This window comes from Pseudomonas sp. 22085 (assembly GCF_052045815.1).
GTDB classification, from domain to species: domain Bacteria; phylum Pseudomonadota; class Gammaproteobacteria; order Pseudomonadales; family Pseudomonadaceae; genus Aquipseudomonas; species Aquipseudomonas glycinae.
This window is the reverse complement of the sequence record NZ_JBQEQA010000002.1, coordinates 91,210-117,132: the sequence shown is the minus strand read 5'-3', so window position 1 is coordinate 117,132 and position 25,923 is coordinate 91,210. Positions and strand designations below refer to the sequence as shown.

Sequence of the window (25,923 nt, the reverse complement as noted above, 5' to 3'; positions counted from 1 at the left end):
CGAAGACGAGGTTCACACCATGAATCACCCCACCAGCGCCACTGCGCCACGCAGCGCCACTGCCCCCTTTATCGTCCGCGCCGTACGCTGCCCGTCGCCTACGCGCATTGATGAGGCGCTGGGCCAGGAAGTCAACGATCGCCTGATGGCCTGGATACCGAGCGTGGGAATCTTTGCCGGCAAAGAGGAAAAAATCCGCGCCAGCGACTTCGGTCGCTATGCAATGCTGTGCCACGCCGACACGAATGATCCGAATCGACTGTTACTCGCGGCGCAATGCTTTGCGGCGTTGTTTGCGGTGGACGATCACTATTGCGACGATCAATCCCTCGGCGGTCGCCCCGAGACAGTGGCCGAAAAGTTGTCGTTCGCCCTCACCGCGATCGATCCGGTCTATTTGCCTTCGCCGTTCGACAAAGAACTCCTGAAGCAGCAAATGTGCGACCCGGTAATCAAGGGATTGCTGGCCTACATGAAACGGGTCGCCCAATTCTGCACGCCCTCGCAAGTCGCCCGGGTGCGCCAGATCACCATCGCCATGTTCGTCACCATGGCGGCGGAAGGTCCCTGGCGCCTCTATGGCACTCAACCCACCGTCGCCGAATACCTGGCCAGTCGGCAGGTCAACAGCTTCTGGCCATGCCTGGTACTGATCGACCTGATCGGCGGCTACGAAGTCCCGGCCAATACGTATTCCCGTCCAGACATTCACCACGTCACCGCACTGGCCTCGCTGGCGACCACTCTGGTCAACGATCTGTATTCCGCTTACAAAGAGCACCTGAACGAAACCGGCGACTTCAAGCTGCCTTATCTGCTGGCAGCCAGGCACAACTGTTCGCTTCAAGAGGCAATCGACCTGGCAGCCGATATCCATGACGCAGTGATGGAAGAATACGAACGCCTGCACGCAACGCTGATGAAAGGCACGCGCTCGCCGGTATTGCGGCGCTATCTCACCGGATTGAGTACATGGATCGGCGGCAATCTGGAGTGGCATAAACACAGTGCCCGGTACCATATCTGAACCCGTACAGCCCTGCGGGACTCGACTTGATTACGTGCCCCTTCGCATTCACGCTGAACTCTGACTCAAGGATGCCGGTCAGCAGATCAGATCCCCGCATAAGGCGCGACCGTTCATGCAGATTTCCCTCGCCCGTCAGGTGGCACTGGTCACCGGCGCCAGTTCCGGCATCGGCCACGGCGCCGCCAAAGCCCTGGCCGCTGCCGGTGCCGCCGTGGTTATCAACTACAACCGGCAGGCCGAACCCGCCGAAGCGCTGGCCCGGCAGATCGTCGCCGACGGTGGTCAGGCCATTGCCATCGGCGCCGATGTTTCGCAGGAAGAGGACGTGGAGCGACTGTTCCAGCAGACCCTCGACGCCTTCGGAACACTGGACATTCTGGTGGCCAATTCCGGCCTGCAAAAAGACGCGGCGGCTGTGGATATGTCGCTGGCCGACTGGAACGCAGTGATCGGCGTCAACCTCACCGGCCAGTTCCTTTGCGCCCGCGCCGCGCTACGCATCTTCAACCGCCAGGGCGTGCGCGAAGGCGTGTCGCGAGCCGCCGGCAAGATCATCCACATGAGCTCGGTGCACCAGCGCATTCCCTGGGCCGGGCACGTTAACTACGCAGCGTCCAAGGGCGGCGTCGATCAATTGATGCAGACCCTGGCCCAGGAAGTCAGCCACCAGCGCATCCGCATCAACGGCATCGCGCCGGGGGCGATCCGCACGGCCATCAATAAAGACGCCACCGAAGGCGACGCCGCCCAGGCCCTGCTCAAACTCATCCCTTACGGGCGCATCGGCGATGTCGAGGACGTGGCCAACGCGGTGGTGTTTCTCGCCTCCGATGCCTCCGACTACATCGTCGGCACCACCCTGTTCATCGACGGCGGCATGAGCCTCTATCCGGAGTTCCGTGGCAATGGCTGAGCATCAATCCGAACGACAAAGCCCCATCGACGCCCACGGCATCATTGGCGACATGCGCAGCGCCGCGCTGGTCAACGACAAGGGCAGCGTGGATTTCTTCTGCTGGCCGGAGTTCGACAGCCCGTCGATTTTCTGTTCGCTGCTGGACACCCCCGACGCGGGGATTTTCCAGCTCGCGCCCGACCTGCCCGATGCCCGGCGCGAACAGATTTACCTGCCCGATACCAACGTCCTGCAAACCCGCTGGCTAAGCGATCACGCTGTGGTGGAAATCACCGATCTGCTGCCCATCGGCGACAACGACGATGCCTTGCCGCTGTTGATGCGCCGGGTGCGAGTGGTCAGCGGGCAGGCAACGTTTAATCTGCGCTGCGCCGTTCGGCATGACTACGCCCGCGCTGAAACGCGCGCCGTCATCGATAAACAGGATGTGCTGTTCAGCGCCAGCGGGCAGCCGACACTGCGGCTGGCCTCGGATCAAACATTGAGCGTCGATCACGATGCGGCGGTCGGGCAATTCACTCTCAAGCAGGATCAGACCGCCGCGTTCATGCTCGGCGCCAGCGACGATCCGCGATTTGCCGAAGGCGCCGCGCAGTTGTGCATCGAGCGCACGCTGAAGTTCTGGCGCGACTGGATCGGCCAGTCCAACTATCGCGGCCGCTGGCGGGAGATGGTCAACCGTTCGGCCCTCGCCCTGAAGCTCCTGACCTCACGCCAGCACGGCGCAATCCTCGCCGCCGCCACCTTCGGTCTGCCGGAAACACCCGGCGGCGAACGCAACTGGGACTATCGCTATACCTGGATCCGCGACGCCTCGTTCACCGTTTACGCCTTCATGCGCCTGGGGTTTGTCGACGAAGCCAACGCCTATATGCGCTGGCTGCGCGGGCGGGTCAGCGATTGCAGTGGCCAATCATCGATGAAGCTGAATATCCTCTACGCCATCGACGGCCGCCAGGAACTGCCGGAAACCGAACTCACGCATTTGTCCGGCCATGGCGGTGCGAAACCGGTGCGCATCGGCAATGGCGCGTACGACCAGATTCAACTGGATATCTTTGGCGAACTGATGGACGCCGTTTATCTGGTCAACAAGTACGGCGACGCGATTTCCCACGAAGGCTGGAAACATGTGATGGAAGTGGTCGATCAGGTCTGTGAGACCTGGCAGACCAAGGATGTAGGCATCTGGGAAATGCGCGGTGAGCAACATCACTTCCTGCATTCGCGGCTGATGTGCTGGGTGGCGCTGGACCGGGCGATCCGCCTGGCTTCGAAACGCTCGCTGCCGGCACCGTTCGCCCGTTGGGATCAGACCCGTCAGGCCATCCATGCCGACATCTGGGACAATTTCTGGAACGAAGAGCGTGGGCATTTCGTGCAGTACCAGGGCGGTACCGCGCTGGATGGCTCGATGCTGCTGATGCCACTGGTACGCTTCGTGAGCGCCAAGGATCCGAAATGGCTCGCGACCCTGGAAGCCATCGAGAAACATCTGGTGCGCGACGGCATGGTTTACCGCTATCGCAACGATGATGCCGGCATCGACGGTTTGTCCGGCACCGAAGGCGCGTTCGCCGCGTGCTCGTTCTGGTACGTCGAATGCCTGGCCCGCGCCGGGCAAGTGGAAAAGGCCCACCTGGAATTCGAGCAACTGCTGCGTTATGCCAATCCGTTGGGGCTTTATGCGGAGGAATTCGACAATCGTGGCCGGCATCTGGGCAACACGCCCCAGGCGTTGACCCACCTGGCGCTGATCAGCGCGGCGAGTTTTCTCGATCGCAAATTGAGCGGGGAGAAAAATTACTGGCAGCCATAGTCATCATTTTTCGCCACACGCTGTAAGAAAGATCTCCACTCCAACCGCCGTTTGTAGGATGACCACCTACGAACGGCAAACACCCCAGACCCTTGCGGTTGAAGGGCTGGCCCACACAATCGATTCCTTTCGATACAACTGGTTGATGACACGGCCTACAGAAACCTGCCAACCCGGTGTAACGCTTGGCCCGCAACTCGCACTTACACCCCGAAATACCTTGTTGCCAGCTGTTACATCCCCCCCTACCATCCACCGCAACGGGCACAGCGGAGCTGTCCAATAAAAACCCGATTCAAGGAACCAGAATGAGCCAACGTATCCACCGCCCCATCGCCTCCCCATTGAGGTCTGGCCTGACCCGCGACGAACTGTGGGAAGCCGCCGACAAGGGCCTGATCAAATGCTGGGAAATCGGCCGCCAGCGCGCCGCCCGTTTCCCCGGCCTTGCCCAACGCTGCCGCGCCGATGAATTGCCGGTACTGGGCTGGAAAGGCGGGGTCAGTCGCAGCCTGAAGAAGAATGAAAAGTACGGATCGCTGAAATACCTGGCTCAGTGGCAGGGTTTGCGTGGGGAAGATCTGGATATCGATTTGAGTGCCGAACGGGTGCTGACCTGCTCGCGGACGAAAATGGTGGTGACGTTTACGCCGGATCGCAGCAAGTATTTCAATCAGGTGGCGGAAGCCGAAACTTGAGGAATCCCGTATGACCCAAGCCGTGATGCAGTTTTGCAAGACTGAAAGTCTGACCATCGCCTATGAGCATCACGGTCCGGGAAACGGCACGCCGGTCATCCTGCTCCACGGCTTCCCCTACTCTCCCCGCGCCTACGACGAAATCGCCCCGCCCCTCGCCGCCAAGGGTTATCGGGTAATCGTGCCGTACCTGCGCGGTTACGGCCCGACCCGTTTCAACAACCCGGACACGCCGCGTTCCGGCCAGCAAGCAGCGCTGGCGCAGGACCTGCTGGATCTGATGGATGCCCTGGGTATCGAGCAAGCGACATTGTGCGGTTACGACTGGGGTGGTCGGGCGGCGTGCATTGTGGCGGCGCTGTTCCCTGAGCGGGTGCGCGGGTTGGTGACGGGCGATGGCTACAACCTGCAGGACATTCCGAATTCGGTCCGGCCGCTGGATCCCGAGACCGAGCATCGCTACTGGTATCAGTATTACTTCCACACACCCCGTGGCGTTGAAGGGCTGACGCAGAATCGTCGGGCGCTGTGCGAATTGCTCTGGCAATTGTGGTCACCGACCTGGGCGCGGAACGCCGAGCGTTATCCGTTGAGCGCGCCGGCGTTCGACAACCCGGATTTCGTTGAGGTGGTGATTCACTCTTATCGCCATCGCTTCATGTATGCGCCGGGCGATCCGGCGCTGGAGTGGATGGAGCAGGCGCTGGAGAAACAACCGGCGATCGGCGTTCCGACGATTTCGCTGTGCGGTGCGGATGATGGCGTTGGCCCGGCGTCGGCGGACGATGAAGATGCGCACCACTTCACCGGGCCTTATGAGCGGCGGGTGCTGGCGGGTGTCGGGCATAACATCCCCGAGGAAGCGCCGGGCGAAACACTCAAGGCATTACTGGATCTGCTCCAGCGCTGACCGAAAACCGCTCCCGATAAGCCTGCGGCGTCACACCCATGGCTCGCAGGAAACTGCGTCTTAACGTCTCTTCACTGCCAAATCCACAATTGGCCGCGACCCGTTTGATCGGCAAACCGGTATCGCTCAGCAACCGGCGGGCGGTTTCGATGCGAATCAGTTCGATGGCCCGGGCCGGGGTCTGGCCGGTGTCGGCGCGGTAGTGGCGCACGAAACTGCGTTCGCTCATGCCGGCCTGTTCTGCGAGGGTCGGGATGCCCAGATCGCAGGTCAGGTGCTCGGCGATCCACGCGTGCAAATCGTCAAAGCGGTTGCCCTGTTTTTGCAGCGACAGCGTCACGCTGAATTGCGACTGCCCGCCCGGTCGCTTGAGGAACACCACCAGTTGCCGGGCGACGTCCAGAGCCATGTCGCGACCTAGGTCGTCTTCGACCATGGCCAGCGCCAGGTCGATGCCGGCGGTGACGCCCGCCGAGGTCCAGACCGGGCCGTCGTTGATGAAGATCGGATTCGGTTCGACCTGCAATTGCGGGTGCTGCTGCGCCAGTTGTTCGCAACGGGTCCAGTGGGTGACGACCCGACGACCGTCGAGCCAGCCGCTGGCGGCCAGCAGAAATGCACCGGTACACACCGAAGCCACGCGTCGGCATCCGTTCGCATGTTCACGCACCCAATTCACTAACTCGGCATCTTCAGAGGCCGCATACACACCCCAGCCTCCGGCGATGATCAGCGTATCGCTTGGTTGCTCCGGCAGCGATTCGGCCAGCATCGCCAATCCGGCGGACGAGTTGACCACCCCACCACCGCTGGCAATCACCGTTGGCGCATATGGCGCAGGCAAACCCTGCTGGCGGGCGATATCGTTGGCCGAGGCGAAGACCTGCAACGGCCCGGTGACATCGAGCAATTGCACATTGGCGAATGCGAGGACGTGGATGGTTTTCGGCATTTGGCGTAATTCGTGGGCTGATTGGCGTATGCGCCAAAACCTACGCGCCTACAGTGAAGCCGTCTACCCCCTTTTCACGGAGAAGAACCATGGCGTTGCAGATCGGTTTTCTGTTGTTTCCCCAGGTGCAGCAACTCGACCTGACCGGCCCGTACGACGTGCTGGCGTCGTTGCCGGACGTGCAAGTGCACCTGATCTGGAAGGATCTGGTGCCGGTCACCGCCAGCACCGGGCTGGTGCTGAAACCGACCACCACCTTCGAGGACTGCCCGGCTCTGGACGTGATCTGCGTTCCCGGTGGCGCCGGGGTCGGGCCGTTGATGGAAGACGAGCAGACGCTGGCGTTCATCAAGGCGCAAGCGGCGCAGGCGCGTTACGTGACGTCGGTGTGTACGGGTTCGCTGGTGCTTGGGGCGGCGGGTCTGTTGCAGGGTAAACGGGCGACCACGCATTGGGCTTATCACGATCTGCTGCCGACATTGGGCGCGATTGCGGTGAAGGATCGGGTGGTGCGCGACGGCAATCTGTTTACCGGGGGCGGTATCACGGCCGGGATCGATTTTGCCTTGACGCTGGCGCAAGAGCTGGTCGGCGTCGACACGGCGCAGCTGGTGCAGTTGCAACTGGAATATGCGCCGGCGCCGCCGTTTGATTCGGGCAGCCCGGAGACGGCGCCGAGTGCGGTTGTCGATGAGGCGCGCAAGCGTGCGGCGCCTTCGCTGAAGTTGCGCACGGAAATCACCGAGCGTGCGGCGGCAAGGCTCAATCTGCGCTGACATTTCAGCCTTATACAAATCCCTGTGGGAGCTGGCTTGCCGCGATGGCGTCTGCACAGTCGATATCTTCATTGACTGACTCACCGCTATCGCTGGCAAGCCAGCTCCCACAGGTCTCCCACAGGTCTCAGTGTCAGCCACAGGTTTGGGTGTTGTCCCGGTTTCTCGCCTCAACTTCACTTGTCCCCTCGCCCCCACCCGTGTAGAAAGCCTGTCCACAAATCGTGCACAAGGACTTTCCATGACAGCTCTGCCATGGCTCTATCTCGGGCTTCTCAGCCTTGGTTACGGATTGGCGTCGAGTTTCGGCCAGCTCGGCTGGCTGGCGCTGATCTCCATTGCGCTGCTGGTTTTCGCCGGTTACGCCGTGCGCCAGCAAACCGTGCCGGTCGGGCGTTATCTCGGCCATGGCCTGTTTATCGTGCTGGCTCTGGCGCTAGCCCTGCATTGGCTGCCGGGCTTCTACAACGGCCGGGCCATCGAGCCGCAGCGCTTCACCGACAATGCCGTGCCGTTCTCGATGTACCTGAATCTCGACAAACCGCTGATTGGCTTCTGGCTGCTATTGGTCTGCCCGTGGATCGTCGCGCGTCGTTCGTTGCGCCTGACCGTCTACGCCACTGCGCTGGCACTGACGTTGAGCGTGATTCTGGCGCTGGGCGGCGCGGTGTTACTGGGCATGATCACCTGGGCACCGAAATGGCCGGATCAGGCGTGGCTGTGGGTGCTGAACAACCTGCTGCTGGTGACGCTGGTCGAAGAAGCGCTGTTTCGCGGCTATATACAGGGCGGCCTGAGCCGGCGTTTCAAACACCTGCCTTACGGCGAAAACCTCGCGCTGCTGCTGGCGTCCCTGCTGTTCGGCCTGGTGCATGTGGGCGCTGGCTGGCAATGGGTGTTGCTGGCGAGCCTGGCGGGTGTCGGCTATGGTCTGGCCTACCGTTTTGGCGGGCTCGGTGCGGCGATCGCGACGCATTTTGGCCTGAACCTGCTGCACTTCGGTCTGTTCACCTATCCGATGCTCGCGGGTTGAAGCAAGGGCCGTTTTGCGACGCCGTACATATAAATGAAAAAAAATTTCAATAAATGGCTGACCCCGCCGACAACCTTTCAAAGCCTTGCGGATTGAAAAACCATGCGTAACAACCAGCCCATTACACAACGCGAACGGACTTTCCCGGCTCAGCAACGGTTGATTTCCACAACCGACGCCAAGGGCGTGATCACCTACTGCAACGACGCTTTCGTCGAAATCAGCGGGTTTTCGCGTGAGGAACTGATCCGTGCGCCGCACAACCTGGTTCGTCACCCTGACGTGCCGGCGGCGGTGTTTTCGCACATGTGGGGCACACTGAAACAAGGCTTGCCATGGATGGGCATTGTCAAGAATCGCTGCAAGACCGGTGATCATTACTGGGTGAACGCCTATGTAACGCCGGTGTTCGATGGCAATCAGGTGGTCGGTTACGAGTCGGTGCGGGTCAAACCTACCGCCGAACAGATCCGCCGTGCCGAAGCGCTCTATCAACGCATCAACCAGGGCAAGTCGGCGATCCCTCAAACAGACAAATGGCTGCCGGTGCTGCAGGACTGGCTGCCGTTCATTCTGGTCAGCCAGCTGAGCTTCATGATCGGCGCCACCCTGAACTCGCAGTGGGGCTTCGCCCTCGCCGCCGGTCTGTCGGTGCCGCTGGGCCTGCTGGGCCTGCAATGGCAACAACGCGGGCTCAAGCGCCTGCTGCGCCTGGCCGAGCAGACCACCTCCGACCCGTTGATCGCGCAGATGTACACCGACAGCCGCGGCCCACAGGCCCGTCTGGAGATGTCGATCCTCAGCCAGGAAGCGCGCCTGAAAACCTGCCTGACCCGTCTGCAGGACACCGCCGAGCACCTGACCGATCAGGCCAAGCAATCCGACGCCCTGGCGCACAACAGCTCCAGCGGGCTGGAACGTCAGCGCGTGGAAACCGAACAGGTCGCCACCGCCGTCAACCAGATGGCCGCCACCACCCAGGAAGTGGCGAGCCACGTCCAGCGCACCGCCGACGCCACCCAGGAAGCCAATCGTCTGACCGGCCGCGGCCGCGACATCGCCGGCGAAACCCGCGAAGCCATCCAGCGCCTGTCGGTCGTGGTCGGTGAAACCGGCCTGACCGTCACCCAACTGGCCAAGGACAGCGACGAAATCGGCGGCGTGGTCGACGTGATCAAAGGCATCGCCGACCAGACCAACCTGCTGGCGCTCAACGCTGCGATCGAAGCAGCGCGTGCCGGCGAAATGGGCCGTGGTTTTGCCGTGGTAGCCGACGAAGTCCGCCAACTGGCACAACGCACCAGCGAATCCACCGGCCAGATCCACGCCCTCATCGCCAAGTTGCAGCAGACCGCCACCAGCGCCGTACAAACCATGGAAGCCGGCCATCGCCAGGCGGAAGAAGGTGTAGCGCGGGTACTGGAAGCGGATCAGGCCCTGGTGGGCATCAGCGAAGCGGTGGCCAACATCACCGACATGACCACCCAGATCGCCGCCGCGACCGAAGAGCAAAGTGCCGTGGCTGAAGAAATCAGCCGCAACATCAGCAACATCTCGGAACTGGCGGACCAGACCTCGGAACAGGCGCATAACTCGGCGTTGCTGAGTGAAGAGCTGACCAAGACTGCCAACACGCAATACTCGTTGGTGGAGCGGTTTAACCGCTGATTGTTCTGCAATAGAAAAAACCCGGATAGCGAGAGCTTCCGGGTTTTTTATTACCTGTCTGAAATGGATGTGACCAGCACCGCCCTCTTCGTGGGCAAGCCCACTCCCACAGGGTTTCGCATTGGCCACGAAATCTCGCAACACCACCATCCTTGTGGGAGCGGGCTTGCCCGCGAAGAGGCCATAACAGCGAGCGAATCATTAAGGCAATTTCAGCCTGTCCAGCACTCGATTAACCAGCAGCTCGTTCAACATGATCAGCTGTTGCAGCGCCAGCAGCGGTTTGCGCTCCGGGCCTTTCACCGAGTTGGCGATATTGCCGGCCATGGCGTTGGCTGACGACAGTGATTCGCAGGCTTCGACGAGCAGCGTTTCGTCATCGAGCGTTGGATCGACCATGTAGATGGAGCGCGCCTTGGGTGGGAAATACTTCGGGATTTCAGGGCCGAGGTAATAGTCGAGTGCGCGGTCGGCGGCTTCTTTTGTCTTTCGGGACTCGAGCTCGGGGTCGTTGGAGGTTGGATCGGTTTCTGGTGGGTTTGGTGTGGCTTTGAACATGGATAAAACTCCAATTCGAAAAAATGGGAGCCATCACCCTCGCTACCAAACGGCGGGTGGCGGCCATGCGCGGGTTGGTAGACCGGTCGAATTGGGAAACCCGGCGCTCACGAATGAGCCCCACGCATGCCCACCATACAAGGCTGCACCTCAGAAAAGAGACAGCATTGAAGGTGTCGCAATAACCACAACTCGAATCGGGCTACCAAACCCAGCCACTTTTCAGTGACAGGGAAACGATATAGCCCTCTCCAAGCTGCGTAAGCCGGCGGATTCTGGCGTAAGCGTAGGCAACGACGCAAGGTGTTGTAGCCCTTATGGAGTAACGCTTTGTGTGGTTTAAACCTAAACACCCAATCATGTTTACGAATAGCAAATACCCGACAGTAAAACTCAACAGGATGGGGGTTTTCTCGCCTGCAACTCATGATCTTGATCCGTCGACCAGCGGAGCCCAATCGGCAACTCAGATGTCATTTGCCAATGATTACAAAGCCAGGAATCACCACTCAAAACTCAAGTGTGCCTCGCAAAAATCGGACGACGTTCAGGATCAAACTGAACACGTTTAAAACACTTCCTGGAACGTCATACGAAGCCTACAGATCCTCTCGTCATTGCCTACAACAACGACAGAATCCGCCGGCTTGTGCACCTGGCGCGTGGAATTTACCGTAACAAGGTCACTGAAAACTGAAAAACGATCTGGTGAATCAGTTCCACATTAACGTGGCACGGCAAAATTGAAAAAGATGCGCCCAAGCAATTCATATCACCCAGCCTGCTCTGTCATTAAGGATCAAGCACCTGGAGCGCTACTATTTGCTTCTTTTAATACACAATGAGAAACGCAAAATCTGTAATTTCTTTATTGGAGTCCAGCCATTCGACGTCCATTCGTATGCGTAGATCGAAGTAGGCGAAAAAATCGTAGCTAACACCCCTCATCTATCACGGAAATTTTCAATGACACAAACAATATAAGGTCATACCCACAAATGAACTGGCCTTATCAATACATAACAATCTTCAAAATAGTCTCCAACAACTACCGCCAATTCACCATCAACTTTGTAGGCGTATCGATCATTTTTCTTCTATGCAGCGCCTTAAATTCGCTCCTCCCTGTACTGTTGAGAAATACCGCAAACTCTATCCAAGAGGCGAACAACCTACAAACACAGTTCCTCTTTTTTGCAGCCTCTTATTCGGCCATATGGACACTTTCGCAAGTCTTGTCGAACATACGCGGCATTTTTTCAGCCTGGATACTTGCAAAATGCGATACCACAATATACGAGGCGATCATTAACAAAGTCTTTCGCTACCCCTATAAAAAACAACAGAACCTGGATCCTGGATATGTTGTCTCCGATATAAGCAGATCCGCAAGAAGCTTCAGCATGGTGACGGTAGGCGTATTCTGGACAATTATCCCCATCGCAGTAGAAATCATCATTGCCATCAGCGTACTTTATTCGATCATGGGCCTCGCCTATGCACTTCTTTTCCTCCTAGCCTCCTTGGTATTGATTTGCATATCGACATACGTGGCAAAATCCAGCTCGAACATTCACCGAGAATTATTTGAGGCTGATGACAACTTATCCAGTTACACAGTTGAAAGGCTCGGCCGAACTTACGACATCAAACTCAACAACACGCAACACAAGGAATGTCACGCAGGGAAAGTTTTTTTCGACGGTTACGTCAAGACAATCAGAAAAGCCAATCTTCATATGGGCATACGAGTCGGCGCCCAAGGGTTGGCAATCGGAGTCGTGCTGGCTTTTTTTGTTATTCTGTCAGGCACCCACTATGGCTCAAAACTGACAACCGGCGACTTCGTCATGATCATTGGCTACATCACAATGTTTACGATGCAGTTACATTTAATGGCAGGCACCCTTATAAACCTCCAGGCCAATATCGTTTCTCTGAATGACGGCATCAAATACATTGACGAAAAAATAAACCTTCCGCAAAAACCGAATACATCTCAGACTGCACAGGGTTTTGTCCTGAGCAACCTGTCACTCAGCAAAGACAACAACACCATACTCTCCAACATTACTCATGAGTTCAGGCCAGGTGTAAATATCATCTCTGGTGCTTCTGGCGCAGGAAAAACAACACTTATCAATACACTTTTAGGCTTCGAAGAAAGCTATACCGGAACGGCGTACTATAAAGGACATTTGATAAACGAAAGCATGAGCGAATTCATACTCTCTGAAGTTTCCGTGGCGCCGCAAAAACCTATCCTGATAGGCGGAACCTTTAAGGACAACCTCCTGTATGGCGCTGAAAACGCCTGCTCGCAAAAAATAAGACAGGTCGTCGAGCTTCTGGGATTTTCGCGAAAGGATTCCGATACTGATGCTTTACTCGATACCGTAATAGGCGCGACAAATAGCGAACTCAGCGGGGGAGAAAAGCAACGTATTGCTATTGGCCGAGCCATTCTAAGAGACAAGCCAACCGTGATATTAGATGAGCCAACTTCGGCACTCGACAAGGAAACGGCACACACAATCATAGAGTGGCTTGCCGTCAATATCCCGTGCTTGATAATTGTCACTCATGATGAAAACTTAAAGAAAAAATACGGGGTGGCTATAGAGTTGAACGATATACGCCCCCAAGCAACCTAGTCGCCAGTGCCCTTCCCGCTCCGATGGGCGGGGCATTCAGTCCTGTTCCTTTGCTGTGTTCTGGCAGACCGCTTTCGCGAGCAAGCCCGCATTGGATCGAATGCACCTGTCAAAAACTGGTCGCCTCGTAGGCCGCCATCGCTGGCAAGCCAGCTCCCGCAGCGACCGTTTGGCGAAGCCAAACACATCGAGAGGAGGTGCAGCGAAGCAAACCGTAGGCGATGCCCCCCGGATGAATCCCGGAGCGAAGGAACCCCGAGCCTCAGCGAGCGGGCCGAACGCAGGAGCAAGCGTTTTTGGTTACTTTTTTCTGGGCCGGCATTCCGGGCGTTTGTAAAAAGTGACCCGCCGTCAGGGCGGAACCCTAAGCAGCCATACCCGCAGCATCGGATATGCCCACCGTCTAGGTTCTTTAATCACCAGACCGGAAACAAACACATTTGATACTCGTCGCCTAGCTGTCAGGTATGACAGTAGACGCTCATCTTGAAAAAGGCATATCAAGTGTCTGGCGATCTATTAAAAGAACGCCGATCACCCTTCATGAAAAAGGAATTCCAGATGAGCAGTCATACTATCTTTGTCCCTAAATCCAACAGCACTGCGATCCCCGCAAATGAGTTCTACTGGACATTTGGGAGCAATCCCGAAGTGACAGCTGAAAGATCCCTGTTTTATCTATTTACGTATCTGCCAACGGGTGAGCAGTTCTGGTCAATCTTAGGGGCGATCGGATCAATTTCCAGCGGAAACTACTTCGCCTACAACATGAGTTTCCCGTACATCGATGGCGCCCCTCTCAAAGCCACCTACACGCTTAAGGACAAATTGAGCTTCAGTCACGGTAGTTCAATTCCCGCGCCGGAGGGCTTTGAGGGCTGGAGAGTGGTCAAGGCCGATGAAGCCACCCTGACCATAGATCTCGATCCTGCCAAGGGAACTGCAGTGGGCACTTTTGAAGCGAAGTTCAAGAGTCATGGCTTTCGGACACAGCCCATCGGACACTTTAACCTGGTGATCAGCGAATAGCGTCCACGCTTTTGCGACATCAAGGATGTGCCCGGACTTCACCGGTCCGGGCTATATCTGCCCTGCGGTAAACCAAACCTCGCACACCGATCAGGGATTGCACATTTAAAAAACGAAATAATCAACCCGTGCTTAACTGCCAAAAAATATAAAAAGCTGCAACTTCTAACAGGTGCGTGACACGCCAGTGCCCGGCAGAATCAATTCACCCAAACAATCTCGACCATATAAATTACTGGCACGAGAAAAACAGAGGATGCAAACATGATCTTTACTCCTGTGCCAACCCCCATAACGCTTGCACCTGCGGCAACAACCATGTCGAACGCCTTTACAGCCACGGCCGCTGTTCTCATCCCGCCCGGAGTGCCTGGCACTAGTGTTGCCCCACAGATAGACCAGCCTAACGGCCCGAACTTCTTAACTATCCGCTATCTTTTGCCGCGTGCATTGAGAGTAGATGATGAGGTTGAGTTTTATCTTATAGACTCCAACAGTGTTGCCATACTGGTTAAAACCTACACACTTACGGATTCTGATATTTTCTCGGCACTACGCAGAAACGCGGGCGTGTTTATAAGGGGTGAGATACCCACAACTGATTTAACTAAATTAGGAGTTTTACCTGGAACATGGGACTTCATGTGCGTCCACTATAGTAGACTTACGCCAACTGCCCCTTCTCCAGCCCCAACAGGCCCTCAGACCCCTCTACGAGTCGTTGCCACCAGTGCCACGCAAACCTATGTCATCACCTAAGGAATCTCTGAAAAAGACTTTCAGATTCGGTGAAAAACTAGCGGCTTTTTGCTGACTCACACGGCACCGGCGACGCTATTTATGTATTGGTCAACAATTCCCGGACACAGAATTGTTGACCAATTCAATTTTTACGCGGTTCAAAACCTCGATCAGTGCTTGAGAAACTCGACCAGCCTCTGCGCAGCGGCAGCCAAATGCTCCTCATGCGTAAATCCGGACACCTTGAGCGGCTTCAAATCATGATCCCCAGAGGCCAGCCAAAACACCTCAATACTCGGCGATAGATCGTAAGCCTCGACAGCGCCCCGATTCCCCAACGCATCCCGCTCCCCCTGAACAATCAACGTCCGAGTCTTCAACCCAGCCAAATGCTCAACCCGAGGCTTCTCCGGTTTCCCAACCGCATAAAACGGATACCCCAGACAAACCAAAGCATCAGCGCCAAGCTCATCAGCCAACAAACTCGCCATCCGCCCACCCATGGACTTCCCGCCAATCGCAAGCGGACCAGCGACATGAAGTCGCACCAGGCCATAAACCTCACGCCAGCACTCCTGCAATTTCCCCGCAGGATTCGGCGGTCGCTTGACCCCATCAACCCGCCGCTGCGCCATATAAGGAAACTCAAACCGCAACACGTTGATACCAAGCCCGGCAAGGCGCCCAGCCATATCGTTCATCCAGTCGCTATCCATCGGCGCCCCCGCCCCATGCGCCAGGATCAGCGTCGCCGAAGCCTCACCAACAGCCGCATCCCAAAGCCACCCGTGATCCCGCAGGCACTGCGCCCATTGATCCCCGTCAATACTGGCCTTGTGCTGTTTGTCCATGCTTGCCTCGCTTTTAGTCTGCCTATAACTCCAGGCGAAGGACGCGCTGTTGGCGCTCACTTCGGCTGAACCGTGGATGGGGAACCATGAACACTTCTATCAGTACCGCCTACAACTACAAGGTGGTCCGCCAATTCGCCATTATGACGGTGGTGTGGGGCATCGTCGGCATGGGGCTCGGGGTTTTTCTCGCGGCTCAATTGGTCTGGCCCGAACTCAACTTCAACCTGCCGTGGACCAGCTTCGGACGCCTGCGCCCGCTGCACACCAACGCGGTGATCTTCGCGTTCGGCGGCTGTGCCTTGTTCGCCAGTTCGTTCTACTCGGTGCAGCGCACCTGCCAGACGCAATTGTTTGCGCCGAAAATCGCCGCGTTCTGCTTCTGGGGCTGGCAGCTTGTGATTCTATTGGCGGCCATCAGCCTGCCACTGGGTTACACCAGCTCCAAGGAATACGCCGAACTGGAATGGCCGATCGACATTCTGATCACCATCGTCTGGGTCGCCTACGCCATCGTGTTCTTCGGCACGATCATGCAGCGCAAGAGCAAACACATTTATGTGGGCAACTGGTTCTTCGGCGCGTTCATCATCACCGTGGCGATCCTGCACATCGTCAACAACCTTGAGTTGCCGGTGAGTTTCACCAAGTCCTACTCGGTGTACGCCGGTGCGACCGACGCGATGGTGCAATGGTGGTACGGCCACAACGCCGTAGGCTTTTTCCTCACCGCCGGTTTCCTCGGGATGATGTACTACTTCGTGCCGAAGCAGGCCGAACGTCCGGTGTATTCGTATCGCCTGTCGATCGTGCACTTCTGGGCGCTGATCACCCTGTACATCTGGGCCGGCCCGCACCATTTGCACTACACCGCGCTGCCGGACTGGGCGCAGTCGCTGGGCATGGTGATGTCGCTGATTCTGCTGGCGCCGAGCTGGGGCGGCATGATCAACGGCATGATGACCCTCTCGGGCGCCTGGCATAAGTTGCGCAGCGACCCGATCCTGCGCTTCCTGGTGGTGTCGCTGGCGTTCTACGGCATGTCGACCTTCGAAGGTCCGATGATGGCGATCAAGACTGTCAACGCCCTCTCCCACTACACCGACTGGACCATCGGCCACGTACACGCCGGCGCACTCGGCTGGGTGGCGATGATTTCCATAGGCGCGCTGTATCACATGATCCCGAAAGTCTTCGGCAAAGAGCAGATGCACAGCATCGGCCTGATCAATGCGCACTTCTGGCTCGCGACCATCGGCACCGTGCTCTACATCGCCTCGATGTGGGTCAACGGCATCGCCCAGGGCCTGATGTGGCGTGCGGTGAACGAGGACGGCACGCTGACCTACTCCTTCGTCGAGACCCTGGTGGCCAGCCACCCAGGCTTTGTCGTGCGGCTGATTGGTGGGGCGATCTTCCTCAGCGGCATGTTCCTGATGGCTTACAACACCTGGCGCACCGTGCGGGCCTCGCAGCCTGCTGACGTCGTTGCTGCCGCGCAGATGGCCTGAGGAGTCCGCCATGAAACACGAAACGATTGAAAAGAACGTCGGCCTGCTGATGCTGCTGATGGTGTTCGCCGTGAGCATCGGCGGCCTGACCCAGATCGTCCCGCTGTTCTTCCAGGACGTGACCAACAAACCGGTGGAAGGCATGAAACCCTACACCGCGCTGCAACTGGAAGGCCGCGACATCTACATCCGCGAAGGCTGCGTCGGCTGCCACTCGCAGATGATCCGTCCGTTCCGCGCCGAAACCGAACGCTACGGCCACTACTCGGTGGCTGGCGAAAGCGTGTGGGATCACCCGTTCCTGTGGGGTTCCAAGCGTACCGGTCCGGACCTGGCCCGGGTTGGCGCGCGTTACTCGGATGACTGGCACCGCGCGCACTTGTACAACCCGCGCAACGTTGTACCGGAATCGAAAATGCCGGCCTATCCATGGCTGGTCACGCAAGCGGTCGACAGCAGCCACACCGAAACCAAGCTCAAGACCATGCGCACCCTCGGCGTGCCGTACACCGATGACGACATCAGCGGCGCGGTGGCCAGTCTAAAGGGCAAGACCGAAATGGACGCCCTCGTCTCCTACCTGCAAGTGCTCGGCACTGCGATCAAAAGCAAGAGGTGATCGAGATGGCCTTTGAAATGAGCGCGGGGCTGATTCGCGGCCTCGGCACGGTCGTGGTGTTCGTGGCCTTCGTCGGCCTGACCCTGTGGGTGTTCAACCGCAAGCGCACGCCGGAATTCGCCGAAGCGCGCCTGCTGCCGTTTGCCGACGAGCCGCAACCCGACACTACCCAAGTTAATGAAACAAGGAGTACCCGGCCATGACCACCTTCTGGAGTACGTGGATCTGCGTACTGACCATCGGCAGCCTGATCGGCCTGACCTGGCTGCTGATCGGCACCCGCCGGGGCGAGACCAAGGGCAGCGTCGACCAGACCATGGGCCACAGCTTCGACGGCATCGAGGAGTACGACAACCCGCTGCCGCAGTGGTGGTTCATGCTGTTCGCCGGCACGCTGGTGTTTTCCGTGGGTTATCTGATCCTTTATCCGGGCCTGGGCAACTGGAAAGGCATCCTGCCCGGCTACGAGGACGGCTGGACCGGCGTCCACGAGTGGGAAAAGGAAATGAGCAAGGCTGACGCCAGGTTCGGGCCGATCTTCGCCAAGTTCGCCGCCATGCCGGTGGAAGAAGTGGCGAAGGATCCGCAGGCGCTGAAAATGGGTGGCCGTCTGTTCGCCTCCAATTGCTCGGTGTGCCACGGTTCGGACGCCAAGGGCGCGTTCGGTTTCCCTAACCTCGCCGACAAGGACTGGCGTTGGGGCGGCAGTGCCGAAACCATCAAAACCACCATCATGGGTGGCCGGATGGCGGCGATGCCGGCGTGGGGCGAGTCGCTCGGTGAGGCAGGTGTGAAAAACGTCGCGGCATACGTGCGCCACGAACTCGCCGGGCTGCCACTGCCGGCAGACAACAAGGCCGACCTGCAAGCGGGGCAGCAAACGTTCAGCACCATGTGCGTGGCTTGTCACGGGGCAAACGGCCAAGGCACCGAAGCCATGGGCGCGCCGAATCTGACGCATCCGGCCGGTTTCATCTACGGCACCAGCCTGACCCAGCTCGAGCAGACCATCCGCCATGGCCGTCAAGGCCACATGCCAGCTCAGAACGAGCTGCTGGGCAACGATAAAGTGCAACTGCTCGCCGCTTACGTATACAGTCTGTCAAAAAATACTGAGCAGTTGAGCGACAAGCTTCAAGCTGAAAGCTCCAAGTAAAATCACAAGCATGTATACAATCCTGCAGGCGACATGATTCGTCTTGTCGCTTGCAGCTTGCAGCTTGCAGCTGCTTCCTTTTGTCGCACCCCGTTACCCCCTCTCCTTTCGATTACCCGGATTCGGGTCTACGCTTGCTCGATGCGGACTGGCCCGTGCCGGTTCCAGGTCGACCCTGAGCGAGGCGTTGAACGAATCGGCTGACTGACATGGCCGCAAAGGCCGGTAGATACCGGCTGTCGTGCCGATTACCGTCCGTCACCCGAACCGAGCGTTCGAACACACCCCGTTACATCCGACCGGGACCCCTCACTTTTTTTGTTCGCTGCGACATTTTGCCCGAGGGCAATTTTGTCCTTACGCGGCGCATGGAAAGGCCGCAGAATCAGCGTTGGAAAGCATTGACCCAGGTCATGGCGCGTTGCATTGACCCCCTGCTTTCTACATACTTGCGGCCGATTTTAATCCTAATAAAACACCCAAACCGTGGAACCTTAGAATGAGCACAGCAATCAGTCCGACTGCTTATAACTATAAGGTAGTCCGCCAGTTCGCCATCATGACGGTGGTCTGGGGGATCCTTGGCATGGGGCTCGGTGTCTTCATCGCCTCGCAACTGGTCTGGCCGGAGTTGAATTTCGGTCTGCCGTGGACGAGCTTTGGACGCCTGCGCCCGTTGCACACAAACCTGGTGATTTTCGCCTTCGGTGGTTGTGCACTGTTTGCCACTTCCTACTATGTCGTGCAGCGAACCTGCCAGACGCGACTGATTTCCGACAGCCTCGCGGCCTTCACCTTCTGGGGATGGCAAGCGGTAATCGTCGGCGCGATCATTACCTTGCCGCTGGGTTACACCACCACCAAGGAATACGCGGAACTGGAATGGCCCCTCGCCATTCTGCTGGCCATTGTCTGGGTCACCTACGGTCTGGTGTTCTTCGGCACCATCACCAAGCGCAAGACCAAGCACATCTATGTCGGCAACTGGTTCTACGGTGCGTTCATCGTGGTGACCGCGATGCTGCACATCGTCAACCACATGTCGCTGCCGGTCAGCCTGTTCAAGTCCTACTCGGCCTACTCGGGCGCCACCGACGCGATGATCCAGTGGTGGTACGGCCACAACGCCGTGGGCTTCTTCCTGACCACCGGCTTCCTGGGGATGATGTACTACTTCGTGCCGAAACAGGCCGAACGTCCGATCTACTCCTATCGTCTGTCGATCGTGCACTTCTGGGCGCTGATCACCCTGTACATCTGGGCCGGCCCGCACCACCTGCACTACACCGCACTGCCGGACTGGGCCCAATCGCTGGGCATGGCGATGTCGATCATCCTGCTGGCGCCAAGCTGGGGCGGCATGATCAACGGCATGATGACCCTGTCGGGCGCCTGGCATAAGCTGCGCACCGACCCGATCCTGCGCTTCCTCGTGGTATCGCTGGCGTTCTACGGCATGTCGACCTTTGAAGGTCCGATGATGGCGATCAAGACCGTCAACTCGCTCTCGCACTACACCGACTGGACCATCGGCCACGTACACGCTGGCGCACTCGGCTGGGTAGCGATGATCTCGATCGGCGCGATCTACCACATGATCCCGAAACTGTTCGGCCGTGCGCAGATGCACAGCACCGGCCTGATCAACGCGCACTTCTGGCTCGCGACCATCGGTACCGTGCTGTACATCGCTTCGATGTGGGTCAACGGCATCACTCAAGGCCTGATGTGGCGTGCAATCAACGACGACGGCACCCTCACCTACTCGTTCGTGGAAGCCCTGCAGGCCAGCCACCCTGGCTACATCGTTCGCGCCCTGGGCGGTGCGTTCTTCGCCAGCGGCATGTTCCTGATGGCCTACAACGTGTGGCGCACCGTTCGCGCCTCGGACCCGGCTGAAGCTGAAGCCGCCGCCAAGATCGCCGTAGTTGGAGCTCACTGATGAAGCATGAAGCTGTCGAGAAGAATATTGGCCTGCTGGCCTTCTTCATGGTCATCGCCGTCAGCGTCGGTGGCCTGACCCAAATCGTTCCGCTGTTTTTCCAGGACGTCACCAACAAGCCGGTCGAAGGCATGAAGCCGCGCACCGCCCTTGAACTGGAAGGCCGCGACGTTTACATCGCCAACGGCTGTGTCGGCTGCCACTCGCAGATGATCCGACCGTTCCGTGCCGAAACCGAACGCTATGGCCACTACTCGGTAGCCGGTGAAAGCGTCTGGGATCACCCGTTCCTGTGGGGTTCCAAACGTACCGGCCCGGACTTGGCCCGCGTCGGCGGTCGTTACTCCGATGACTGGCAGCGTGCGCACTTGTACAACCCGCGCAACGTCGTCCCCGAGTCGAAAATGCCGGCCTACCCGTTCCTCGTAGAAAACAAGCTCGATGGCAAAGACACGGCCAAGAAAATGGAAGTGTTGCGCACGCTCGGCGTCCCTTACACCGACGAAGACATCGCCGGTGCAAGAGATGCCGTGAAGGGCAAAACCGAAATGGACGCGCTGGTGGCCTATCTGCAAGGCCTGGGCACCATCATCAAAAGCAAACGGTGATTCTGATGGATATCGGGATGATTCGAGGCCTGGGCACCGTTGTCGTGATGGTTGCCTTCATCGGCCTGGCGTTGTGGGTGTTCAGCCCCAAGCGCAAGTCGGAGTTTGAAGACGCGACCTTGCTGCCCTTCGCGGATGATCCCGAAGCCATCAAGCACGTCGAGCAAGCTTCTAGGAGTAACAAAGAATGACTACATTCTGGAGTCTGTACGTCACAGTCCTCAGTCTCGGTACGATCTTTTCCCTGACCTGGCTGTTGCTGTCGACCCGCAAGGGCCAGCGCAGCGAACAGACGGACGAGACAGTGGGCCACTCCTTCGACGGGATCGAGGAGTACGACAACCCGCTGCCGAAATGGTGGTTCATGCTGTTCGTGGGCACCATCGTGTTCGCTCTGGGTTATCTGGTGCTGTACCCGGGCCTGGGCAACTGGAAAGGCCTGCTGCCGGGCTACAACTACCTCGATACCGAGAAGCAGACCGCGTTCGCCAACGGCCAGACCGGCTGGACCGGCGTTCACGAGTGGGAAAAGGAAATGGCGCGTTCGGACGCCAAGTTCGGTCCGATCTTCGCCAAGTTCGCCGCCATGCCGATCGAAGAAGTGGCCAAGGATCCGCAAGCCCTGAAGATGGGGGGCCGTCTGTTCGCCTCCAACTGCTCGGTCTGCCACGGTTCCGACGCCAAGGGCGCTTATGGCTTCCCGAACCTGACCGACGCCGACTGGCGCTGGGGCGGCGAGCCGGAAACCATCAAGACCACCATCATGGGCGGTCGTCACGCCGTGATGCCGGCCTGGGCTGAAGTGATCGGCGAGCAAGGCGTGGCCGACGTGGCCGCGTTCGTGCTGACCAATCTGGATGGCCGCAAGCTGCCGGAAGGCACCAAGGCAGATCCGGCCAACGGCCAGAAACTGTTCGCCGCCAACTGCGTGGCCTGCCACGGTCCGGAAGGCAAAGGCACCCCGGCAATGGGCGCCCCGAACCTGACCCACCCGGCCGCGTTCATCTACGGTTCGAGCTTCGCGCAACTGCAGCAGACCATCCGTTACGGCCGTCAGGGCCAGATGCCTGCCCAGGAACAACTGCAAGGCAACGACAAGGTTCACCTGCTGGCGGCTTACGTTTACAGCCTGTCCCACGGTGAAAAACCAGCGGAAGCCGAGGCTCAGTAAGACCAACGCCTGAAGCAAACAAAACGGCCCCGCCAATGAGAATTGGCGGGGCCGTTTTGTTTCCCTCTCTACTGATTCAAAGAATATTGCCTCCACCGAGACTGTCCAGGCCCGAAGGTCTGCGCTGCTTGCCGGCATCGCCCGGCTGGTTGCCTTTCTGACTGGCCAGATCCTTCGTCCCCTGCGCAGCTTCGACCGGCTCAAGCGCTCGCAGAGCCGTTTGCAGGTACACGACGGCCAAGGGAGCTACCGCGCTGGCGCTATTCAGAATGACGTCCAATGCATCAATTTCTTTCTGAGTAATGCCGAGTGCTTTGAGAGTGCCTTTATTCATACATTTTCATCCTTGAAAGAGTCAGATCTGTAAAAGCGATGCCCGAGCCATTTTTTATGGACGATTGGCCCAGATGGACTTCACCGGAACCGTATGCACGAATCGCGGCTTTTGCCATTCATTGTTCTCGACCAGATTGACGTGCAGCTGCCTGCGATCATCCGAAAAACTGGCCGTCAGGTACGTTTGCTGGGACGTTGCGCCGCTGAGAAACATCGGCACCTTACCCATCCAGCGCTTGGCTCCACCTCGCGCATGGTAATGACCCGCAAAAATGGCCGTGACTTCATATTTCTCGATCATGTCCAGAAAGCGCTGCTCCTGTTGCCAGTCTCCCTGCCAGTCATCCCACTTGTGCATGTTGAGGATGATGGCGTAACCCTGCGCCCTCGCCACCCTCAAATCGTTCTCCAGCCAGTCCAGGGCACTGGTGATATTGAAGGTTGTCGGATTCAACGCATGAGCAATCTTTGTGGCGTAGGTGGGTTCATTGTTGAGCTGCACCAGATGAACTTCTCCGACATTTTTCGAGTAAGCGAGACTGCCTGAATAAAGGACATTCAGAAAAGCACCAGTGACCTTGAGATCAAAGTTATCCACCTTGCTCTTATGATGTTCGTTGAACTCGGTAATACTGCCCGCCGCACAACTATTACTGAAACAGTCATCAACATTATTTTCGTAGTCATGATTACCCAAGCCATACAGGTAATCACCCTTGAAGTATTTCTCAAGGGCCGACTTCATATACGAGCGCTGCCAACCATGGCCAAAAGCAGTAATGTCGCCATTGATCATCAACGGGATTGCCGCCTGCCCACCGTGGGCATTTCGAAATTCGGCGATACTGCCCAGTTGGCTGTCCACCAGCCACTTGGCACGTTTCTCAAAGTCCGCATCGGATTCCGGCGCTCCACTATCGGTATTGTCAGTCCAGGGATACTGCGTATCGGATGCGAACACCATATGCCGTGGCGTGCCCTCGACGGCATGAGCCAGCGTGACAGAAGATAATAAACAGATACCCAGCAGAAACTTTACAACTCCATTTAAATCCATAACATTGAAACTCCATTTAACTTGAATAATGACTGGCAACTGAATTTCGCCAGACGCAAACATATTCGATCAAACGGAAACTTTCAAAGCCGACAACATGAGCAATTAAATAAACTTGTTTCAAATACAAGAACAGCAGAAAACAGAGCCCCTAACTTCAAGTAAGGACCCCTCTAAGTTCAATTACGGAAACCGGACGACGAAGGGCCGGTTTTCGGCCATGCGGATCACCCGGCAGCGCAACGGCAACGAATCGCCTAGACTCATTCATCGACCGAGCAAAAAATGGTGATCCCGCACAAGTCAATTGATTCAAGTCATTACACCATCAATTGATTTTGCCCAACGCGACCAAAGGTCGCACCCGTTCGTCGGTAGTACAGGCGTATCATTGGGCCACTGCAACACCCTTTCTGACCCCGGCCGGCACGTATCGACCGAGGCATTTTTCCACTGCCGTGGGATGCAATGATGAGCAACCAGATTCCGGTACATGACGTCACGCCACCCAGCAAGAACGCGAACAACAGCGTCGACCTTTACGCCTCTCGAGAAAAAATCTACACCCGTGCTTTCACCGGTCTGTTCCGCAACCTGCGGATGATGGGCGGCGCGGCGCTGTTCCTGCTGTATTTCGGTACGGTGTGGTTGAACTGGGGCGGCCATCAGGCGGTGTGGTGGAACCTGCCGGAGCGCAAGTTCTTCATTTTCGGTGCCACCTTCTGGCCGCAGGATTTCATTCTGCTTTCCGGGCTGCTGATCATTGCCGCCTTCGGCCTGTTCTTCATCACCGTGTATGCCGGCCGGGTCTGGTGCGGGTACACCTGCCCGCAAAGCGTGTGGACGTGGATTTTCATGTGGTGCGAGAAGGTCACCGAAGGCGACCGCAACCAGCGCATCAAGCTCGACAAGGCGCCGATGAGCGCCAACAAGTTCCTGCGCAAATTCGCCAAGCATGCGTTGTGGCTGTTGATCGGTTTCGTCACCGGCATGACCTTCGTCGGCTACTTTTCGCCGATCCGCGAACTGGTAATCGAATTCTTCACCGGCCAGGCCGATGGCTGGTCGTATTTCTGGGTCGGTTTCTTCACCCTCGCCACGTACGGCAACGCCGGCTGGCTGCGCGAGCAGGTGTGCATCTACATGTGTCCGTATGCGCGCTTTCAAAGCGTGATGTTCGACAAGGACACCCTGATCGTTTCCTACGACCCGCGTCGCGGTGAAAGCCGTGGCCCGCGCAAGAAAGGCGTCGACTACAAGGCCCAGGGCCTGGGCGACTGCATTGATTGCACCATGTGCGTCCAGGTCTGCCCGACCGGCATCGACATCCGCGACGGCCTGCAGATCGAGTGCATTGGTTGCGCTGCCTGCATCGATGCCTGCGACAGCATCATGGACAAAATGGATTACCCGCGCGGGCTGATCAGCTACACCACCGAACACAACTTGTCCGGGCAGAAAACCCATAAACTGCGGCCACGCCTGATCGGTTATGCCGTGGTGCTGCTGACGATGATCAGCCTGCTGGTGACAGCCTTCTTCATGCGTTCGCTGGTGGGTTTCGACGTCAGCAAGGACCGCGTGCTGTACCGTGAAAACGCCGAAGGCCGGATCGAAAACGTCTACAGCCTGAAGATCATGAACAAGGATCAGCGCGACCACACCTACGTCCTGGAAGCCGCCGGTTTGCCGGATCTGCGCCTGCAAGGCAAGCGCGAGATCAAGGTCCCGGCCGGGGAAATCTTCAGCATGCCGGTCGAGCTGTCGAGCGCGCCCGAACAATTGCCATCGAGCACCAACGAGGTGAAATTCATCCTCAAGGATGCCGATGACGACAGCGTCCACGTAGAAGCCAAGAGCCGGTTCATCGGCCCACAGAATCGTTGAG

At 57.8% G+C, this 25,923-nt stretch carries 24 protein-coding genes; 19 read left to right on the top strand and 5 right to left on the bottom strand.

Going from position 1 to position 25,923, the window contains the following annotated elements; all coding sequences use genetic code 11:
- The first annotated feature begins 19 nt into the window (after positions 1–19).
- From ACTJK7_RS02885 to ACTJK7_RS02865, 5 genes are all read left to right on the top strand, one after another.
- Positions 20–1,027, top strand: a complete 1,008-nt coding sequence (locus tag ACTJK7_RS02885) for a terpene synthase family protein (protein WP_440780243.1) — start codon at positions 20–22, stop codon at positions 1,025–1,027.
- Between the two features lie 115 nt (positions 1,028–1,142).
- On the top strand, positions 1,143–1,943 hold the full coding sequence (locus ACTJK7_RS02880; RefSeq protein ID WP_440780242.1) for a glucose 1-dehydrogenase: 801 nt from the start codon (positions 1,143–1,145) through the stop codon (positions 1,941–1,943).
- On the top strand, positions 1,936–3,765 hold the full coding sequence (locus tag ACTJK7_RS02875) for a glycoside hydrolase family 15 protein (protein WP_440780241.1): 1,830 nt from the start codon (positions 1,936–1,938) through the stop codon (positions 3,763–3,765). Before ACTJK7_RS02880 ends, ACTJK7_RS02875 begins: the two co-directional genes overlap by 8 nt.
- Before the next feature lie 308 nt (positions 3,766–4,073).
- Positions 4,074–4,463 (top strand): hypothetical protein, encoded by a 390-nt coding sequence (locus ACTJK7_RS02870; RefSeq protein ID WP_108560610.1) that lies wholly within the window; start codon positions 4,074–4,076, stop codon positions 4,461–4,463.
- 10 nt (positions 4,464–4,473) lie between these two features.
- Entirely contained in the window at positions 4,474–5,373 is a 900-nt protein-coding gene (locus ACTJK7_RS02865) for an alpha/beta fold hydrolase (protein ID WP_108560607.1), read from the top strand.
- Here the strand turns inward: ACTJK7_RS02865 and ACTJK7_RS02860 are convergent.
- Entirely contained in the window at positions 5,342–6,325 is a 984-nt protein-coding gene (locus ACTJK7_RS02860) for a GlxA family transcriptional regulator (RefSeq protein WP_108560604.1), read from the bottom strand. The two genes, ACTJK7_RS02865 and ACTJK7_RS02860, sit on opposite strands and share 32 nt — an antisense overlap.
- Positions 6,326–6,414: 89 nt before the next feature.
- On the opposite strand from ACTJK7_RS02860, the gene inhA reads away from it, so the two are divergent.
- The 3 genes from inhA (at position 6,415) to ACTJK7_RS02845 (ending at position 9,802) form a co-directional block, all read left to right on the top strand.
- On the top strand, positions 6,415–7,101 hold the full coding sequence (inhA, locus tag ACTJK7_RS02855) for an isonitrile hydratase (RefSeq protein ID WP_440780240.1): 687 nt from the start codon (positions 6,415–6,417) through the stop codon (positions 7,099–7,101).
- A 241-nt stretch (positions 7,102–7,342) separates the two neighbouring features.
- A complete protein-coding gene (locus ACTJK7_RS02850) occupies positions 7,343–8,134 on the top strand; it encodes a CPBP family intramembrane glutamic endopeptidase (protein ID WP_108560595.1) in 792 nt (263 codons plus the stop codon).
- A gap of 102 nt (positions 8,135–8,236) precedes the next feature.
- Positions 8,237–9,802: a methyl-accepting chemotaxis protein gene (locus ACTJK7_RS02845; RefSeq protein WP_108560592.1), complete on the top strand. Its 1,566-nt coding sequence runs from the start codon at positions 8,237–8,239 to the stop codon at positions 9,800–9,802.
- Positions 9,803–10,003: 201 nt separating this feature from the next.
- On the opposite strand, the gene ACTJK7_RS02840 is transcribed toward ACTJK7_RS02845, so the two are convergent.
- A complete protein-coding gene (locus ACTJK7_RS02840; protein WP_323151579.1) occupies positions 10,004–10,360 on the bottom strand; it encodes a DUF6124 family protein in 357 nt (118 codons plus the stop codon).
- 998 nt (positions 10,361–11,358) lie between these two features.
- Between ACTJK7_RS02840 and ACTJK7_RS02835 the strand changes: the two genes are divergently transcribed.
- Together ACTJK7_RS02835 and ACTJK7_RS02830 are read left to right on the top strand one after the other, a co-directional pair.
- Entirely contained in the window at positions 11,359–13,014 is a 1,656-nt protein-coding gene (locus ACTJK7_RS02835) for an ATP-binding cassette domain-containing protein (protein WP_440780239.1), read from the top strand.
- 561 nt (positions 13,015–13,575) lie between these two features.
- Positions 13,576–14,043, top strand: a complete 468-nt coding sequence (locus ACTJK7_RS02830) for a hypothetical protein (RefSeq protein WP_323151577.1) — start codon at positions 13,576–13,578, stop codon at positions 14,041–14,043.
- A gap of 911 nt (positions 14,044–14,954) precedes the next feature.
- On the opposite strand, the gene ACTJK7_RS02825 is transcribed toward ACTJK7_RS02830, so the two are convergent.
- Positions 14,955–15,635 carry an alpha/beta family hydrolase gene (locus ACTJK7_RS02825; protein ID WP_064378783.1) on the bottom strand — a complete coding sequence of 227 codons (681 nt, stop codon included), beginning with the start codon at positions 15,633–15,635 and terminating at the stop codon, positions 14,955–14,957.
- A gap of 86 nt (positions 15,636–15,721) precedes the next feature.
- Between ACTJK7_RS02825 and ccoN (ACTJK7_RS02820) the strand changes: the two genes are divergently transcribed.
- From ccoN (ACTJK7_RS02820) to ccoP (ACTJK7_RS02785), 8 genes are all read left to right on the top strand, one after another.
- Positions 15,722–17,146, top strand: coding sequence for a cytochrome-c oxidase, cbb3-type subunit I (ccoN, locus tag ACTJK7_RS02820; protein ID WP_323151576.1), 1,425 nt, complete (start codon positions 15,722–15,724; stop codon positions 17,144–17,146).
- A 10-nt stretch (positions 17,147–17,156) separates the two neighbouring features.
- The gene (gene ccoO / locus ACTJK7_RS02815) at positions 17,157–17,765 is read left to right on the top strand and encodes a cytochrome-c oxidase, cbb3-type subunit II (protein WP_003223389.1); all 609 of its coding nucleotides are present in this window, start codon (positions 17,157–17,159) and stop codon (positions 17,763–17,765) included.
- A 5-nt stretch (positions 17,766–17,770) separates the two neighbouring features.
- Entirely contained in the window at positions 17,771–17,968 is a 198-nt protein-coding gene (locus tag ACTJK7_RS02810; RefSeq protein WP_011333290.1) for a cbb3-type cytochrome oxidase subunit 3, read from the top strand.
- Positions 17,965–18,921 carry a cytochrome-c oxidase, cbb3-type subunit III gene (gene ccoP / locus ACTJK7_RS02805; protein ID WP_440780238.1) on the top strand — a complete coding sequence of 319 codons (957 nt, stop codon included), beginning with the start codon at positions 17,965–17,967 and terminating at the stop codon, positions 18,919–18,921. Before ACTJK7_RS02810 ends, ccoP (ACTJK7_RS02805) begins: the two co-directional genes overlap by 4 nt.
- A 499-nt stretch (positions 18,922–19,420) precedes the next feature.
- Complete coding sequence (ccoN, locus tag ACTJK7_RS02800; RefSeq protein WP_011333288.1) at positions 19,421–20,863, top strand: cytochrome-c oxidase, cbb3-type subunit I; 1,443 nt, start codon at positions 19,421–19,423, stop codon at positions 20,861–20,863.
- On the top strand, positions 20,863–21,471 hold the full coding sequence (gene ccoO / locus ACTJK7_RS02795; RefSeq protein ID WP_011333287.1) for a cytochrome-c oxidase, cbb3-type subunit II: 609 nt from the start codon (positions 20,863–20,865) through the stop codon (positions 21,469–21,471). The genes ccoN (ACTJK7_RS02800) and ccoO (ACTJK7_RS02795) overlap by 1 nt, the downstream gene beginning before the upstream one ends.
- A 5-nt stretch (positions 21,472–21,476) precedes the next feature.
- The gene (locus ACTJK7_RS02790; RefSeq protein ID WP_003175465.1) at positions 21,477–21,662 is read left to right on the top strand and encodes a CcoQ/FixQ family Cbb3-type cytochrome c oxidase assembly chaperone; all 186 of its coding nucleotides are present in this window, start codon (positions 21,477–21,479) and stop codon (positions 21,660–21,662) included.
- Positions 21,659–22,642, top strand: a complete 984-nt coding sequence (ccoP, locus tag ACTJK7_RS02785; RefSeq protein ID WP_011333286.1) for a cytochrome-c oxidase, cbb3-type subunit III — start codon at positions 21,659–21,661, stop codon at positions 22,640–22,642. Before ACTJK7_RS02790 ends, ccoP (ACTJK7_RS02785) begins: the two co-directional genes overlap by 4 nt.
- 76 nt (positions 22,643–22,718) lie before the next feature.
- On the opposite strand, the gene ACTJK7_RS02780 is transcribed toward ccoP (ACTJK7_RS02785), so the two are convergent.
- A complete protein-coding gene (locus tag ACTJK7_RS02780) occupies positions 22,719–22,976 on the bottom strand; it encodes a hypothetical protein (RefSeq protein WP_064378779.1) in 258 nt (85 codons plus the stop codon).
- Between the two features lie 54 nt (positions 22,977–23,030).
- Positions 23,031–24,035, bottom strand: a complete 1,005-nt coding sequence (locus tag ACTJK7_RS02775; RefSeq protein ID WP_064378778.1) for a metallophosphoesterase family protein — start codon at positions 24,033–24,035, stop codon at positions 23,031–23,033.
- Between the two features lie 471 nt (positions 24,036–24,506).
- Here ACTJK7_RS02775 and ccoG point away from each other — a divergent pair, with 471 nt between their 5' ends.
- Entirely contained in the window at positions 24,507–25,922 is a 1,416-nt protein-coding gene (gene ccoG, locus ACTJK7_RS02770) for a cytochrome c oxidase accessory protein CcoG (RefSeq protein WP_064378777.1), read from the top strand.
- Position 25,923 lies beyond the last annotated feature (1 nt).